Raw genomic sequence first — 17,252 nt, forward strand, 5'->3', positions numbered from 1 at the left:
TTATAACTCATCTTCAACGTAGCTGAAATTACCTCAAAAAAACCGAAGGAGTGATCTCTTGCACCAATCAAAAGAATACGACTACATCATCATCGGAGCTGGTTCCGCTGGCAACGTTCTAGCGGCCCGCCTGACCGAAGACCCGGACGTTACCGTGCTATTGCTAGAGGCTGGCGGCCCGGATTACCGGCTCGATTTCCGTACGCAGATGCCAGCCGCATTGGCTTTCCCGCTCCAAGGACGTCGCTACAACTGGGCCTACGAAACCGATCCCGAGCCGTTTATGAATAATCGCCAGATGGAATGTGGGCGCGGTAAGGGGCTCGGTGGATCATCGCTTATTAACGGCATGTGCTACATCCGCGGCAACGCGATGGACTATGACGGTTGGGCGCAACTTGATGGACTGGAGAGCTGGTCTTATCTGGATTGTCTTCCCTACTTCAAAAAAGCGGAAACCCGCGACGTCGGCGGCAATGATTATCACGGCGGAGAAGGGCCGGTTAGCGTGACCACGCCAAAGGCGGGGAATAATGTATTGTTTCACGCTATGGTTGAGGCCGGGGTTCAGGCGGGATATCCCAGAACCGATGATCTCAATGGATTTCAGCAGGAGGGTTTCGGTCCGATGGATCGCACCACCACGCCTAATGGTCGTCGTGCCAGTACCGCGCGCGGTTATCTGGATCAGGCGCGTGGTCGTCCCAACTTGCATATCCAGACACATGCATTGACGGATCGCATTCTATTCTCCGGAAAGCGCGCTATCGGCGTCGCCTATCTACATCGCGATAAGTCAGTTGTATCTCGCGCTAAACAGGAGGTGTTGTTGTGTTCGGGCGCAATTGCGTCGCCCCAAATTTTACAGCGATCAGGTGTCGGACCGGCAACATTACTACGCCAACATGGCATCCCTGTGGTACAAGATCTGCTTGGTGTAGGAGCGAACTTACAGGATCATCTGGAAGTTTATCAGCAGTATGAATGCAAGCAACAGGTCTCACTTGCACCCGCATTGAAGCTATACAATCAGCCAGTGATTGGGGCGCAATGGTTGTTTATGGGAACCGGAACCGGGGCTAGCAACCAGTTTGAAGCTGGTGGGTTTATTCGTTCTGATGAACGCTTTGAATGGCCAAATATTCAGTATCATTTTTTGCCGGTGGCGATCAATTACAACGGTAGTAATCCGATTAAAGTGCATAGCTTTCAAGCGCATATGGGGTCGATGCGCTCGTTAAGTCGGGGGCGTATTCAGTTGCTTTCGAAAGATCCACGTGATCATCCGAGCATTCTGTTTAACTACATGTCTGATGATCAGGATTGGCAAGAGTTCCGCGCTGGTATTCGCATTACTCGCGAGATCATTGGCCAGCAAGCATTGGCCGCTTATGCTGGCAACGAAATTTCTCCAGGCAAAAATGTGCAGACGGATGCCGAGCTTGATCAGTTTGTCCGTGACCATGCAGAAACAGCGTTCCATCCATCTTGTTCAAACAAAATGGGAGTGGACGAAATGGCGGTGGTTGATGCGCAGGGGCGCGTACATGGAATTGAAGGATTACGCGTAGTTGATGCATCGATTATGCCGATTATCACCACTGGTAATTTGAATGCTCCAACGATTATGATCGCGGAAAAAATTGCTGATTTAATTCGTGGGCGTACACCTTTACCACGACTGGAAGTGCCGTACTACAAGGCAGGCGATGCACCTGCAAAACGTCTGAAATAGCGATTTATCTTAGTTGAAAAAAATGCGACCAGATGGTCGCTTTTTTTTGGCTATGCTATCTGTGCCCATTCCGAACTTTGAGTGCTTATAGTTAGATACTAGTTGCCAGGCAACATTTTCTAGGTGGCACACATTACCGTTACAGAGCATAAATACCCAATGACTAATGCCCAAGGAGCATTGGTTAATGACTTATTGACGTTTCTTTTCTTCTTTTTTAACTTTTTTATCAGCCTTTTTTTCTTTCATTGTCTTGGCTGGTTCTTTCTTTACCGCTTTTTTTGTATCTTGACCCTTGCTCATGATTTAACTCCATTGGTAAATTTCGATACGCCATCGTTGATCAAATAATCGCCGTAATCGGTATCGTTGCGTGATGATAATCCTTTAGTCACAGTCTGTGACGGGTTACATGCAATAACCGTAGGTATTGCATAGAAAAAACACTATTTATCTTCAATAGTTATTGGTCTGAGCAACTATCGCGTTGATCCATGCGTATTTTTACACTGAAATTTCTTTTGGTGTGTCAGGTTTTGAATGCAATTTTAATTCATAAACCGACTGTCAGATATAAGCAGATCAGTGCGATTTTGATGGAATCAGTCTATAAGCCAGACCATGATTTTATGAGGCGCTATTCTAGTGCGCTCATCCGAGCGCGTCCTGTTGATTGCTGCGGTTTATTGTCGATTTAAGACATCGCCTTAGAGAGTGTGGAAGCGCGGATAAAATTGACCAGTTCGCGCGCATATACCGGCAAAATATCTAATTTCTGTACCACGATACTTCTTTCACGTAGTGCCCATGGTTCATCCAGTTCAATGATAGAAAGTTGCATGGTGTGACTGTGGCGCTGCGCAGCTGATTGGGGCATGACGGCGATACCGACATTAGTTTCAACCATCCGACACATGGCTTCAAAACTCCGTACCTTAATCCGTAATCGTAGGGTTTTTCCGCTCTCAGAGACGATTTGATGCAAAAAATGCTGTAGCGAACTTCCTTCATACAAGCCGATTTGCTCGTAAGGAATTGTGTCGGCAAAGGTGATATTGCCGGTTACCGCAAGCGGATGATTGACCGCCGTCACCAAAACCAATCGGTCGGTCGAAAAATTAATAATCTCAAGGCCTTGATTGTGAACTGGTCCCGCGACAATACCGATGTCTGCAGTACCTTCCAGTATGCCTTGCAAAATACCCTGATTGAGTCGCTCTTCGAGTGAAATGTTGACATGCGGATACTTGGTGAGAAAAGCACCGAGAACTTCTGGCATGAATTCTGTTACGGCAGTAGTGTTGGCGAAAATCCGAATATGACCTTTGATGCCATTGTTGTATTGCTGCAAATCGCTTGTCAGTCGTTCAACCTGTTGCATGAATTGCTGTGCGTGATGTAAAAAAGTTTCGCCTGCGGGCGAAAGGCAAATGCCTTTATTTTCTCGATAAATCAGCCGCATACCGAAGCGTCCTTCCAACGCCTTGACCCGGCTGCTGGCAGCGGCAAGAGACATGTGAATTCGCTCGGCACTGCGGGTAAGACTTTTCAACTCAGCGATATATATAAATAAGCGTAAATCAGTCAGGTCAAACAACATAGAGTAATTTCCTTCGAAAAATAGCAAATGTCGGAATATTGTCGAACGGTAATGAATATGCTGTCTGCTTTGGTATTACCGCGATTATGAATGGGTTGCGTGTTATAGATTAGTTTGTAAGTTATTAAACTTTAATTTGGCTTTTTTTTCTATATCCAGTGGGAAAATTCTTTTATTTTCATGTGTTTTTAGACCACAATTTATTCTTGGAAATGTTGTAAAATAAAAAATTCTTAGCTTCACGGTTGTTGTAATAAAACATCTTTCTGATAGTTTGAATGTGAAAATTCCCTATAAATATGTGGATGTAGCTAACTTCTCGTGGTTTGAATTACGAGGTAGCGCAGTTGTACACTATTTTCTGGGTTATAAATTTCTGTGTAAAAAATCCTTTAAACTTTGTCGGATTATGTTTGGTTTGCCGGATTTTATGTTCTGCATTTTTTTAGCTTACGCTTACTGCAATATAGAAAAAAATGGCTATGTGTTTAATTTCTTAAACCTTTTTGTTGTCCATCCTTTTTTAATTGTTGCGGCGCTGTTGATAAGCGTTCGGTTTTTTCTGAAACCTGCGTTGATGCGGACTTATTGCATGGCATGGTTGGCAATACAAGCTCTTTCCGAGATTAAGGTGGCAAGAAAATGTATTGCCCAAAAGATGAATTTTTTTGGGCTCAGGATGGATAGATAAAACTGATTTCTTATGCTATTCAACGGGATCGTTTAGCTATAACTTTTTTACGATCCGCATCTACTCTCTTAGACTAGTTTCTGAATGCCATTATTCAATCACCCTAAAACCCGGCGTTTTATCGAAGCCGGTAACCTATCTCAAATGTCCGCGTGGTACGAGGCTGAGCGAAATGTAATGTGGATGATGCTACACGCGCATCCTCGGCCCTGTTTCAACCCCGAACTTCTGAAGGACATTTCAAATCTCACGCGTGCGGCGCGTGAGTGTCATCTACCGATCGATTTTTGGGTCACTGGTTCAACGGTGCCCGGCCTTTACAATGTGGGTGGCGATCTATCTTACTTTGCGCAGCATATCAGGTCGGGTGAGCGCGCACCATTAATGGCATATGCCCGCGCTTGTGTCGACGCCGTCTATGAGGCGATGAATGGCTTTGGGGTTGGTGCCATTACGATTGCAATGATAGAAGGAACCGCTTTAGGAGGTGGTTTTGAAGCTGCTTTGGCGCACGAATATGTATTGGCGCAAAAGGACGCGAAGCTAGGCTTTCCAGAAATTGCGTTTAACCTATACCCTGGCATGGGAGCTTATTCGTTGGTCGCCCGGAAGGCGCATATGCGCCTTGCCGAACAGCTTATCAGCACGGGTGAAGCGCATAGTGCAACCTGGCACCACGAAAAAGGATTAGTTGATCGCTTATTCGAGCCGGGCGAGGCTTATAAGGCAACGCGCACTTTCATTGATAACGTCAGGCCAAAGCTCAACGGGATTCGCGCCATGCTGCGAACCCGTCGGCGCGTATTGCCGATTACGAAGACGGAACTGCTTGATATCACTGAAGATTGGGCGGAGTCGGCGTTTCGTCTGCAAGAGAAAGATCTCGCTTATATGGAGCGTTTGGTACTGCTTCAAAATAAGCGCGGTATTAAACCCGCTGCGATTTCTTCAAATGAAGGTCTGGCCACATCTACTGTAGTAAATGCCGGACCAGACAAACAAGCGTCGTCGAGCGTATCGTTGTCCAACGGTTAAATCGCGTTGCAAAGGCGGATGCGTGTTGGCACATTTTATTTATCGGTGAGCTGCTAACGCTTGTCATTGACTCGGCGTGTTCAAGAATAACTATTCCTGAGCACGCCGAAGTAGCATAAATTCCCGAGGGAAAGCTATTCTCAAGTCTGCTTTAATTCAGATTCCGGTGCGAATGCGCACTAGTAAATAGGTATTGATTTTGCATTAAATAGAGCGTGCCTTTGTCACGAGGCGCACGACCTTGTTAGAGGATGCTGGCATCCAAGCGTTAAAATCTGACAGTTTCATCGGTTTTGCAAACAGATAACCCTGCGCGTAGTCAATTCCTATATTACGCAGAAATTCTGCTTGCTCGGGTGTTTCGACGCACTCAGCCACAATTTTTAGACTCAACTCATGACCTACTGCAACCATAGAACGGACTAAGGCCTGGGCTTTGGCATCGGTGTGAATCGAATGGATGAAGCTGCCGTCGAGTTTAATGACGTCTAATGGTAAACGGGATAATTGCGATAGCGACGAGTAGCCAGTACCGAAGTCATCCAGATGTACTTCTGCGCCCAGTTCGCGGAACATCCGAATAAGACGATGCGCTAGTTTTTCGTCCTCTATCAGGCAGCTCTCGGTTAACTCAATGTCGACCATGGATGGACATAAATCGTTAGACAGAATGGCTTTTGTAAAGTCTTCTATGATGGTTGGAATACGTAATTGGCGGGCCGATATATTAATGGCTACGCGCACGTTAAGGCCTTGCTTCTTCCATGCTCCAGCTTGCTTGGCAGCTGTCTCCATCACCCAGCGCCCGAGTGGAACGATCAATCCGGTCTCTTCAGCATAAGGTATAAACTCACCCGGCATGATTAGGCCTCGCTCTGGATGATTCCAGCGAATTAAGGCTTCAACGCTATCCACCTTGCCAGTCAAAAGCGATACTTTCGGTTGGTAGTACAACTCGAACTGATTATCAGCCAGTGCGTTGCGCATGTTAGTGTCAAGCCACACGTATTCGCTGGCTTTTTTATTCATCTCCCTTGAAAATATACAAAATGTGCGTTTACCGTTGTCCTTAGCGACATACATTGCGGTGTCGGCGCATCGAATCAACTCTTCGAGGTTTGCCCCATGTTCCGGGAACATGGCAATACCAATTGAACAGCCGGAATAGACTTCTGTGCGTTTAAGGTGGAACGGCAACTTCATCCGTTCCAAAATACGTTGCGCGGTAGCCTCAATAACGTCCTGCGAAGGACTAGCTATCATGATCAGGAATTCATCTCCACCGATTCGCGCTAGCACATCCTTTTCTGTAAGGCATGATGAAAGAGCAACGGACACTTCTTTAATAAGCTCGTCACCGGTGATATGGCCATAATGGTCATTCACTTTCTTAAAGTTATCCAAATCAAGGAATATTAGCGCAAAGGCTTCAGCATTCGGTGGCGCAATGGCGGTTGTGATTTTATCTTGAATAGCATTGCGGTTCGGCAAACCGGTCAACATGTCCGTTGTAGCCATCTCGACCATTCGCTCTTGCGTACGAAGTTCGTCGGTCACATCGGTACCAGAGCAGACCAGAAATTTTTCTTGTACGCCGCTTCCAGATTCGATGATGGTGTTGCGCCACTTTATGATTCGCACCCCTTTCTTTGTATTGATGGGGCGCAATGTTTCGTAAGTCTTTTCGCGGTGAAAAAAACTATTGACATTTGACCGCGTGTCTTCGCGTTGTTTCTCGTGGACAAACAAATCCAAAGCATTTTTACCCACAACATCGGATTCCATGACGCCTGTCACTTCTTCGCACAGCCGATTGAATCGTTGAATTTTTCCTGCGCTGTCGATGATGACGACTAATGAGTTAACCTCGGAGACAACTTGTTCAGCAAATGAGAGACCGCTTTCTAAGTCCTTTGCGACAGTATCTGTATCCCCGTATTGCGCTGCAGTCCCGCCCCATAACCAGGTATCAGTTTTTCTACCCACGAGATGAAGGCGAATGGGGTTGCCAAAAATAGTTACTGAAATCGCTATGCTTGAAGTGACCCCGGTCATTGATCGAACGTCCCGAGCTTGTGCCGGAGAGAGTTCAACTGAAACGGTGACTGAATTAACGTCGCCAGATAAATCGAGTGCATCGCTATCGGTTGTTAATCTCCAGCAGGGACTAGAGGTGCCGAAATGGGTAAAAAGCTGTGGGTTATCAATGTCTTCTTCGAAGTTAAGCATTGCGACTCTTTCATGTCAGCGTCTAAAGATATGTTGTGGAATATGTTCTTATAAGTAACATTACGCTAATAGTGTTTTTTACGCCAGAAATAATAATTTGTTTTATCATAAGAACGTTCTTTCGACAGAATAGCAAAGGAATAGTCTTAGCAAGTGAAGAAAGTATGACATTAATTAATTAGCACCACTATGACGTAATGTTTAATTAATTTCATCAACCAATTTGAACTAATTTGCCCAATCGAAGGATGCACGATGGCTGTACATAATCAAGGTACCCCAATTGCGTCTCGCTCCCGTGTGTTCCTGAATGTCCAAAAACTCACGGTTAGTTCTTCCCTCAGCGACCGTAAGCTGACTAACAGATAATATATTTTCGCCCTTTTATTGACCTTAACGAAGGCTGACCTAAAGTCGCTATTCTTATTTATGTTGGTGATCTGGAAAACATGGCTGCAACGTTGTATTCTACGAGAAGTTTGGCAATATAATAATCATAAACATCTAGTGAATAATGTTAAGAACTGCATAATCATGCAAGCCTCTAGTGGGAAAAGAAAATGCATAACAAACCAGATCGAGGCAATTTCAAATTGTGTGATGAGTCGGTATATATGAGCAGAGATATAAGCCCAAATACGAACCCAGCCAGACAGGGGTCAGACAGGGGTTGCATCTTGAGCGTGCCGTTCCAATCATGCTGAGGAACGTAAGCATGTAACGGAAAGAGAAAGATTAGTTACTGCTTATTGCGCTTTTGCGTTGCACCATTCTGAGGATGGTGTTGTTGCTTATATAACTGGGCGCAATATTGCCAGCATCACCAGCGAGGCTAGTCTGTAGTCGTGGACATGTTAGCCGGTTGTTTGTAACTGATGGAATGACGACCCGCGGTGATCCCGCCGTACATCTTCGATTAAGGAATATAAAACGTGCGCTACTAAATTGATTCTGAAGTGGCGAATAGTCGACTAGACAGTGTGTGACCAAGAACCACCCAATACAATAATTACATGGAGATAACGATGTTAAAAACAGCAACTGGCAATACCACGCAAGAAAAGAGCTTTGAGGAGGAAACGTATGCCAAGGTGACCTGGCGTCTGATTCCGTTTCTATTCATATGCTACGTATTCGCTTACCTGGATCGGGTGAACGTCGGTTTCGCCAAACTACAAATGCTGTCAGATTTAAAGTTCAGCGAAACCGTTTATGGACTAGGTGCAGGGATCTTTTTCATCGGCTATTTTCTGTTTGAAGTGCCAAGTAACATCGCCTTACATCGTTATGGTGCGCGTAAATGGATTGCGCGAATAATGGTCACTTGGGGCGTTGTTGCGGCAGCGATGGTGTTTGTAAAGACGCCAACCATGTTTTATTTGCTGCGTTTTCTTCTGGGGGTTGCTGAAGCTGGCTTTTTCCCTGGCATCATTCTGTATCTGACCTACTGGTATCCTGCCGCACGTCGCGCAAAAATCACCGCGCTGTTCATGACTGGTATCCCTATTGCCGGAGTCGTCGGTGGACCGCTCTCGGGCTGGATTTTAAACAGGTTTCATGGCGTCAATGGCCTTCCTGGCTGGCAATGGTTGTTTTTGCTGGAAGCGATTCCATCGGTCTTGACCGGTATTGCTGTGTTCTTTTATCTTGACGATAAGATCAACGTGTCCAAATGGCTGACGCCAGCGGAGAAATCGTTATTGGAAAAAAATATCGCGGGCGATCAAGGCAATCTGGAAGTGCATAGTGCCATGGGCGCATTTAAAACCAAACGCGTCTGGGTGTTGTGTGCAGGCTACTTCGGTATCGTGATGGGACTTTACGGAGTCGGTTTTTGGTTGCCAACCTTGATCAAGGCATCCGGCGTTACTGATGCGCTCGATATTGGTTTGCTGACGATGATTCCATATGGCGCTGCCGCGATCGTGATGGTATTGGTAGGTCGTAGTGCTGATCGCATGAATGAGCGCCGCTGGCACGTTGCGGCACCTGCGGTGTTGGGCGCCATCGGTTTGGTGTTCAGTACCTTTTATGCGGACAACACAGTATTAGCCATTCTAACCTTGACCGTCGCAACAGTCGGTATCCTGGCAGCACTCTGCCAGTTCTGGTCAGTGCCAACCGCATTTTTGGGTGGTGCGGCAGCGGCAGCGGGTATTGCGCTGATTAATTCGGTCGGTAACCTTGCCGGTTTCGTCAGTCCTTACCTTGTCGGATGGATTAAGGACAAGACGCATAGTACAGATATTGGTCTGTACCTTATCGCCGTTTCATTGGTGATCGCTGCAGTGATAATGTTAAGGATGCCAAAAGCTATTGTAAATCGATAAATTCTAGCGATTGAGTCAGATTTTTTAGATAAGATTGCTGCGGCTGCGGAAATATTCGGCAGTCGCAGCTTTTGCATTTAAAAGTGCAATAAGCGTGCCATTAAGCGTGCCCATAAGTATGCCAATAAGCGCGTCAATAAGTCGCTAGACAGCGGTTCGGTCCATAATGCTGGAAGTGCTTTAAACAGGAGGTCATGATGCAAGCAGCCGTTCTCAATCCATTTAGTTTCGACACCGTGGCGCACATTCATTCTGAGCCTGGTGCGACCAAGCGTCTCGGCGCACTCTTGACGCAACGCTTTCCCGCGGCGAAATGTGTGCTGATCGTCACCGATAGTGGCTTTTTATCTACCGGTCTGGTTGATCCAATTGTGGCCAACGTACGCAGCGCCGGTCTAACGGTACAGATTTTTTCCGAAGTAGTGGCCGATCCACCTGAAGCCGTAGTGTTACAGGCGGCTGCTTTCGCGCGACAGCATCAGATTGATGTGGTGATCGGATTGGGCGGTGGTAGTTCTATGGACGTCGCCAAACTGATCGCTGTGTTAGCCGGAGGAGCGCAAGCACTTGATACGATGTATGGCATCGGTAATATCAACGGTCATCGCCTGCCGCTGGTGCAGATTCCGACGACCGCCGGGACGGGATCAGAGGCAACCCCGATTGCGATTGTGACGACCGGCGAGACGACCAAAATGGGCGTCGTTGCGCCGCAACTTTATGCCGATCTGGCGTTACTGGATGCCGAATTGACGCTCGGCTTACCATCGCACATTACTGCTGCTACCGGCATCGACGCCATGGTGCATGCGATTGAAGCTTACACCAGCAAGGTGAAGAAAAATCCACTATCAGATATGCTGGCGCGACAAGCCCTGACGTTGTTATGGAATAACATTCTTCCAGCGTGCAGAGATGGCCGCAATTTGGCCGCCCGACAAGCCATGCTGCTGGGGGCGCTTTTAGCTGGGCAAGCCTTCGCGAATGCGCCAGTAGGTGCGGTGCACGCGCTGGCCTATCCGATTGGCGGCATTTTTCATGTTCCGCATGGACTATCGAACTCTTTAGTGTTGTCGCATGTTTTGCGTTTTAACGCGCCGATTGCAGCGCCGCAATACGCAGAGCTGGCCGACATCATCGCGCCATCTGCAAGCGGCAGCGCTGAAGCACGTGCCGAGACCATGATTATGGCAATGACGAGGCTGGCCCAAGAACTAGGGATTGAAACGCGGTTGCAGCAAGTTGGGATTAAGGCGACTGATCTTGATCGTCTGGCGGACGATGCAATGCTGCAAACACGACTGCTAGGCAACAACCCACGCGAAGTTACCCGGGCTGATGCGCATGCCATTTATAGCGCTGCATTATAAGAAGCAGCTAAAAGCTGGGCGGCTTATTGTGCATCTTGAATACTGAGCCGGTCGCGCATCACGTTTTATGCTGCGCACAGAACTTTGTCAACGTTTGTTTCGCAGCGGTTGAGGCGATATTTATGTAGGCTTATAAGCTGATCTGAAATACCACGGCGACGACCTTAAATGCACGTCGTCGCCGTTTTTTTTTCAAGTTTTTAGAGTTTGCTTATTTCCAGAGTGAGCATTTTGATTCTGCTTTGGTGGTGAATGCCTGATCGCCTGGAATCGTTTGAATGACTTTGTAGTAATCCCAAGGATATTTGGATTCTGCTGGCGTCTTGACTTGCATCAGGTACATCTCATGGACCATGCTGCCGTCTGGACGGATCTCACCATTTTTGGCGAAGAAGTCATTAACTTTGGTTTTGCGCATTTGCGCCATGACTTTCTCACCATCGTCAGTACCGGCGGCTTTAACCGCATTCAGATAAAACATGGTTGCTGAATAATCGGCGGCATGTAGCATCGATGGTTCTTTCTTTTCCTTGGCAAAATATTTTTTCGCCCAAGCGCGGCTTTCTTCATTTTGATCCCAGTACCAACCGTCGGTCAGGTACATGCCTTGGGTCAGCTTCAGACCGAGAGAATGCACATCGTTGATAAACATCAGAAGACCGGCCAGCTTCATGTTTTTAGTCAAACCAAATTCGTTGGCAGCCTTGATCGAGTTAATCGTATCGCCACCGGCATTTGCCAGCCCCAGAATTTGTGCTTTGGATGCTTGGGCCTGCAACATGAATGAAGAGAAATCAGCCGCCGAAAGCGGATGCTTGACTTCACCTAACACCGTACCACCGTTGGCTTTCACCACCGCAGATGTATCTTTTTCCAGTGACGCGCCAAACGCATAATCGGCGGTCAAAAAGTACCATGATTTACCACCTTGCTTAACGATTGCCGAACCTGTGCCTTTTGCCAGCGCCACGGTGTCATACGCATAATGAATAGTGTAAGGAGTGCAATCTTCATTGGTCAAACGGGCAGTGCCACCACCGATGGAGAGGAAAGGTTTTTTCTTTTCTGCCGCGACCTTGGCCATGGCCAGACTGGTTGCTGAATTGGTGCCACCAATCAACATGTCGACGCCTTGCTGATCGAACCACTCGCGTGCTTTGCTAGCCGCAATATCAGCTTTATTTTGATGATCAGCGACTATAAATTCAATTTTTTTACCGTTCAGCGTTCCGCCGAAATCGGCAATTGCCATTCGGATGGCATTGGCGCCACCGGGGCCATCGATATCTGCATACACGCCGGATAAGTCGGTAATGAAACCGATTTTAACCACGTCGCCTGAAATTTGCGCTGAAGCCGGACTGATCAACCCGGCCGTAGCCAGGGTGACGAATGTGGCAGCTAATATCTTCATTTTTGGTTTGATTTTCATGTCTTCTCCGTTGAGTGTCTGAACAGGGTCTTGAGGTTAAAAAATGCGTTGATGGTTCTTGTTTTTTATACGCCGGAATAGTGTGCAACACTGATAGCTTGGCCGTCAACCCCGTCTTATAGAGCTGCCAATAAATTATCCGTGTCGATCACTTAAAACTGATTCGCCAACTTAGTAAAAAATTTATTACTGTATTTTTCATGTTGATCTAATAAATTATAGAATTTACACAAAACCATCCCAACAACGGGCTTGCTAACCCTGCCGACGACGACAGTGTGCTAGTACCGGGCCACGCTGGCCGGGCCACGCTGGCGGCTAGGAGAGCACAACGCAGTTGGGGCGATTTTGCGTAAGTCCTATTACAAACTGCTGCATAAATGGCCACCGTCGACCACTATTTCCGAACCTGTCATATAACGACCTGCATCGGAAGCCAGCAACAGCAATGCGCCATCCAAACTTGAACATTCTCCAAAGCTGCGTGAGGGTATTCGTGACTTGAGCTGATCGCCAGCCGGACTGCGTAAAAATTCTTCATTCAACTCGGTCACAATATAGCCCGGAGCAATCGCATTAACCCGTATTGCGTAGCGGGCCAGTTCCAGCGCCATGGAGCGGGTGAGATGACTTAATCCCGCTTTCGCTGCACAGTAAGGGCCGACGCCACCTGAAACGCGCTCTGCGAGGATAGAGGTCACGTTTATTATGCTGCCGCCACGGTTGAAACCGACCATGCGCTGGGCTGCTTCCTGTGCCAAAATCCATGCACCTTTGAGGTTGGTGTCGATGATGGCGTCCCAATCGTCATCGTCGTACTTTAAGACATTTTTAGTGTTGCTGACGCCCGCATTGTTGACGACAATATCGAGTCGACCGCACGTCTCAACGGTGGCATCAAGACACGCCTGTATTGAGTGACGACGGGTGACGTCAAGTGCAATTGCATGGGCTTTACCGCCGTTGGCTTCGATTTCCGCGACCAGTGTATGCAGCAGATCAATGCGTCGGGCGGTGACCATAACCTCAGCACCAGCGGCAGCAAGCGTCACCGATAGATGTCGACCGATGCCGCTGGAAGCGCCGGTAACCAACGCGACGCGGCCACTGAGGTCAAAAATGCTCATAATCGATTTAACCGAACCAGTCATTTAATTCTCCGGTGACCGCAGCATAATTTTTTTAGCCAGACTCATCCGATGTATTTCGCTCGGACCATCGTAAATACGGAAAGCGCGCACATCGCGGAAGATGCGTTCGACGATGGTTTCACCAGTGACGCCTCGCCCACCGAGGATTTGGACGCAGCGATCAACCACGCGCCAGATGGCTTCGGAGCTGATGACCTTGGTCATGCTGGATTCGACGTTACCGCGACCGCCGCCGTCAAGTACATCAGCGCAATGCCAGATCGCCAGTCTGGTTGTATGCATATCCATCTCGTTATCTGCCAACATAAAACCGACGCCTTGATGATCGCCTAGCGGTTTTCCGAAGGATTGCCGGGTGCGCGCGTAGTCGCAGGCGATATCGTGGGAGCGTTGCGCGGCACCTAGCCAACGCATGCAATGCGTCAGGCGCGCCGGTGCCAGGCGGATTTGTGCATAGCGAAATCCTTTGCCGATTTCGCCCAAAATGTCGGTCGCCGGTATCCGCAGATTTTCGAAACGGAGTACTTGATGACCGCCAGCAAAGCAGCTGTCGAGAGAATCCATGGCGCGCTCGATGATAAATCCCGGACGGTCGGTGTCGGTCAGAAACATGGTGGCTGAACCGTCTTCCATTTTCGCCATGATGATGGATACACTCGCACCTTCAGCGCCAGTGATAAGCCATTTGTGACCATTGATCACATAGTCGTCACCATCTCGCACCGCTGTGGTGGCGAGCATTTGAGGATCGGAACCAGCACCATCCGGTTCACTCATCGCAAAGCAGGAACGGGTTAAACCTTGAACCATTGGTACTAGCCAGCGTTCTTTTTGTGCTTCGGTAGCCACCACTTCCATCAGATGGACATTACCTTCATCAGGTGCATGGATGTTTAATGCAACCGGGCCAAGTGGCGAATAACCTGCCTCTTCAAACACGATCGCTTTTTCGATATGCGAAAGACCCAGGCCGCCCATTTTTTTCGACGCATGGGGCGTGAGCAAACCATGCGCCCGAGCTTTCTCGATCAGCACTTGCCGCAGTTCTGCACTTGGGCCATGCGGCGACTGACGTGGATCGTTCTCCATCGGAATAATTTCTTCGGCAATAAAGCGCCGGGTTTTCTTCTGCAAAGCCAGCAGATCTTCGGGAATACTAAAGTTCATCTTGTTATTCCTATCGTAAAAAATTGTGTCAATACCTGCTCAATGCGCCTGAATGTAAGCGCAGTTGGGATCGCCTTAGTGGGCTTGCGTATAGGCCTGGTATATTTTTTCCATGACTGTGAGATTGCTATCGGATTTTGATAAATCATATGGCGTCAGATTAACGGTCCTGACCAGACGACGTATTACCTGATCACCAAGCATATCGATATCGATAATATTGACGCAGGCGGTATCTTGCTCCAACGCAGACAATCCGCTCAGACCGCAGCCGATGGCCCACCCAAGAAGAACGCGATTGACGCCATCGTGACTGGCAATGAGCAAACTGTTCCAATCCGGCTCGGCCAGAAAAAGGAGAAATTGCTCCACAACGCGGCGCTCAAATGCGATCCATGCTTCGCCGCCGATAAACTGCCCATTTGTGCGGTTTGCCAGTTCGTAGGCATAGCCCATTTCCGCCGACTGTTCTGATGTTGGAATGTCTGATAACCGGCCAGCCCTGATCTCGCGTAATGATGCTGTTTCCTGGATGTCGAGGCCGCGCCCTGCGACTAATAGATCCAGCGTTTGCCGCGCGCGCGGGTAGTCTGAACAAACTGCGCGATCCAATGGTAACGGCTGCAACATTTCGGCCAGTTTTTCAACTTGCTGCACGCCTAGTGTGGATAGCGCTACTGTGCGTGGATCAAGCGGTTTTCCATCATCGCTAAAATAGCGCACGTCACCATGACGTACCAGATAACAGCGACGCCGGCGAATTGCGTGCACTGACGTCTCCGACGACGGTGTTAATGTATTTGATATCTCCATAGACAGTTTATCCACGGTGAATTGCTCGCGGATTGGAGATCGCCAGCTTGGCCAGGGTAATCTCTGTCAGCGCTGTTATTAACGCGTCTTGTTTAGTATCGGTGGTATCAAACTCTCCAGCGCGGATAGCGAGACACAATGTACGCTGGTCTTTTGCGATTTTCTCTGCAATAGTGGATGGAGAGATGCTGCTATCGGTCTGCGTGCTGCCGACTTGCTGACTTAATATGTCCAACTCCAGATGGTTGGTGCTGGCACCTAGCGCTAGCTCACGACTGGCAATGCGCATTGCATTGGCAATCATTCTGACTTCGTAGTGCAGTCCTTCCGGCAGGTTCGGCAAAATATTTTGCAGCAACGCGTCGCGTGCGGTTGTCAACAGTTCGCGTGCATCTACTTGCTTATTCATCGTGTGCCCCTTTTGTCAGAGCCAGGATTTCACGTTCCAGGTCTGGCAGCATGCGACCGGTCAGAGCGAGTTCTAAAGATGTCTGTTGACCGGATAAATGACGGTCTGCTTGTTGTAGCGCAATAATGGCCCATCGTAAATGCGCCATGACTTGCCAATACGTCAGATCGCGGCGTGTTACGACCATGTCGGATACCGTGGCATATCCGCGTAAAAAGTCATCAATGTCACCGACACCGCCGGCTTCACGTTGCGGGGCGATAAAACGCCAGCACCTGGCGGTAAACCAGCCGATGTCTTCCCGTGGATCACCCCAGCCTGTGAATTCCCAATCGAGTAAGCCGCTCAATGCGCCGTCGTGAATCATGTAGTTTCCGGTGCGGTAATCCCGATGAAGCAAACAAATAGGGGCAACTGACGGACTGTTGAGTTCGCACCAGCGCAAGCCCCATTCCAACACAGGTGCAGATGCATTAAGTGCATCCAGATAACTTCGGTAGGCGGCAATGGTGGCGAGTGCCGGATTGAGGGCTGGCGGTGGTAAAAATGCGAGATCGTCATTCGGTGGTTTGATCGTATGCAAGCGTGCCATGTTGGCACCAAGTTGTTCGACCAATGCAGCGCGATCAGGGACGAGAGCGTCATTGCCGGTGATGCGGTGTCCGGCCGCCACGCCCGGCACACATTCCATGAGGAAGAAATCGCGTCCGATGATGCTCCGATCCTGACAACACCACAAAACCTTCGGAGCCTTCACGCCCGCCTGGTATGCCACACGCAATACGGCAAACTCTTGCGCCCGACTGAGACTGACAGGAACGCTGGACAGTGCGTCTGTGCGTAATACCCAACGCTGACAACCTTCGTAGGCACCACCGCTGACATGGGCAACGAGAAGCCAGTTCTCTTGTATTGCTCCACCTGAAAGTCGTTCGAGTTGCGTGATGCGTACTTCCCTCGCGGCAGTCATCGCGCAAAGGTAATTTGTTAGTTGATCCTGTGATTCTGTTATTTCGCCTGAAGAAACGAGGGCTGCCTTATTGTTACTAGTTGTCATGTTTTACGTGCTCGCTTGTTCAAATAGTCGATGTCTGCGACATCAGAGTTTCATGAAGGCTAATACGCGAATAATGCAAAGGGCGTGCCAGATTAATTGGGAAGTAAAATGATTGCATAAGGGAAATTATCCACGTAAAGAAAGATAGGATTTCCTCTGAGGAAGCACGTTCTTATTTTTTCTACAATACACCTATTCGCTGTGAATGTAAGGCGTCTTTTAAGTGTGAGTTT

11 protein-coding genes and 1 pseudogene are annotated in these 17,252 nt (G+C 48.4%); 4 read left to right on the forward strand and 8 right to left on the reverse strand.

Annotated features, from left to right (window positions below; genetic code table 11):
- Positions 1 to 58 precede the first annotated feature (58 nt).
- Complete coding sequence (betA, locus tag ACXX82_RS15445) at positions 59 to 1,735, forward strand: choline dehydrogenase (RefSeq protein ID WP_458563212.1); 1,677 nt, start codon at positions 59 to 61, stop codon at positions 1,733 to 1,735.
- Between the two features lie 694 nt (positions 1,736 to 2,429).
- On the opposite strand, the gene ACXX82_RS15450 is transcribed toward betA, so the two are convergent.
- A complete protein-coding gene (locus ACXX82_RS15450) occupies positions 2,430 to 3,335 on the reverse strand; it encodes a LysR family transcriptional regulator (protein WP_322236293.1) in 906 nt (301 codons plus the stop codon).
- A gap of 775 nt (positions 3,336 to 4,110) precedes the next feature.
- On the opposite strand from ACXX82_RS15450, the pseudogene ACXX82_RS15455 reads away from it, so the two are divergent.
- A pseudogene (locus ACXX82_RS15455) lies at positions 4,111 to 4,950 on the forward strand (crotonase/enoyl-CoA hydratase family protein); the annotation flags it as partial.
- Positions 4,951 to 5,265: 315 nt separating this feature from the next.
- On the opposite strand, the gene pdeR reads toward ACXX82_RS15455, so the two are convergent.
- Positions 5,266 to 7,290, reverse strand: a complete 2,025-nt coding sequence (gene pdeR, locus ACXX82_RS15460) for a cyclic di-GMP phosphodiesterase (RefSeq protein WP_458563213.1) — start codon at positions 7,288 to 7,290, stop codon at positions 5,266 to 5,268.
- A 1,025-nt stretch (positions 7,291 to 8,315) separates the two neighbouring features.
- On the opposite strand from pdeR, the gene ACXX82_RS15465 reads away from it, so the two are divergent.
- Together ACXX82_RS15465 and ACXX82_RS15470 are read left to right on the forward strand one after the other, a co-directional pair.
- Complete coding sequence (locus ACXX82_RS15465; RefSeq protein ID WP_322236297.1) at positions 8,316 to 9,620, forward strand: MFS transporter; 1,305 nt, start codon at positions 8,316 to 8,318, stop codon at positions 9,618 to 9,620.
- Positions 9,621 to 9,814: 194 nt separating this feature from the next.
- The gene (locus tag ACXX82_RS15470; protein ID WP_322236300.1) at positions 9,815 to 10,990 is read left to right on the forward strand and encodes an iron-containing alcohol dehydrogenase; all 1,176 of its coding nucleotides are present in this window, start codon (positions 9,815 to 9,817) and stop codon (positions 10,988 to 10,990) included.
- Positions 10,991 to 11,201: 211 nt separating this feature from the next.
- Here the strand turns inward: ACXX82_RS15470 and ACXX82_RS15475 are convergent, their stop codons facing one another.
- From ACXX82_RS15475 to ACXX82_RS15500, 6 genes are all read right to left on the reverse strand, one after another.
- A complete protein-coding gene (locus ACXX82_RS15475; protein WP_322240482.1) occupies positions 11,202 to 12,404 on the reverse strand; it encodes an ABC transporter substrate-binding protein in 1,203 nt (400 codons plus the stop codon).
- A gap of 380 nt (positions 12,405 to 12,784) precedes the next feature.
- A complete protein-coding gene (locus tag ACXX82_RS15480) occupies positions 12,785 to 13,573 on the reverse strand; it encodes an SDR family NAD(P)-dependent oxidoreductase (protein ID WP_458563214.1) in 789 nt (262 codons plus the stop codon).
- On the reverse strand, positions 13,574 to 14,740 hold the full coding sequence (locus ACXX82_RS15485; RefSeq protein ID WP_322236304.1) for an acyl-CoA dehydrogenase family protein: 1,167 nt from the start codon (positions 14,738 to 14,740) through the stop codon (positions 13,574 to 13,576). It lies immediately after the preceding gene.
- A 75-nt stretch (positions 14,741 to 14,815) separates the two neighbouring features.
- A complete protein-coding gene (locus ACXX82_RS15490) occupies positions 14,816 to 15,511 on the reverse strand; it encodes a histidine phosphatase family protein (RefSeq protein ID WP_323506075.1) in 696 nt (231 codons plus the stop codon).
- A gap of 49 nt (positions 15,512 to 15,560) precedes the next feature.
- Complete coding sequence (locus tag ACXX82_RS15495) at positions 15,561 to 15,962, reverse strand: DUF6285 domain-containing protein (protein ID WP_458563215.1); 402 nt, start codon at positions 15,960 to 15,962, stop codon at positions 15,561 to 15,563.
- Positions 15,955 to 17,019 carry a phosphotransferase family protein gene (locus ACXX82_RS15500; protein WP_458563216.1) on the reverse strand — a complete coding sequence of 355 codons (1,065 nt, stop codon included), beginning with the start codon at positions 17,017 to 17,019 and terminating at the stop codon, positions 15,955 to 15,957. The genes ACXX82_RS15495 and ACXX82_RS15500 overlap by 8 nt, the downstream gene beginning before the upstream one ends.
- Positions 17,020 to 17,252: the final 233 nt, after the last annotated feature.

The sequence above is a fragment of the Glaciimonas sp. GNP009 genome (assembly GCF_054343755.1).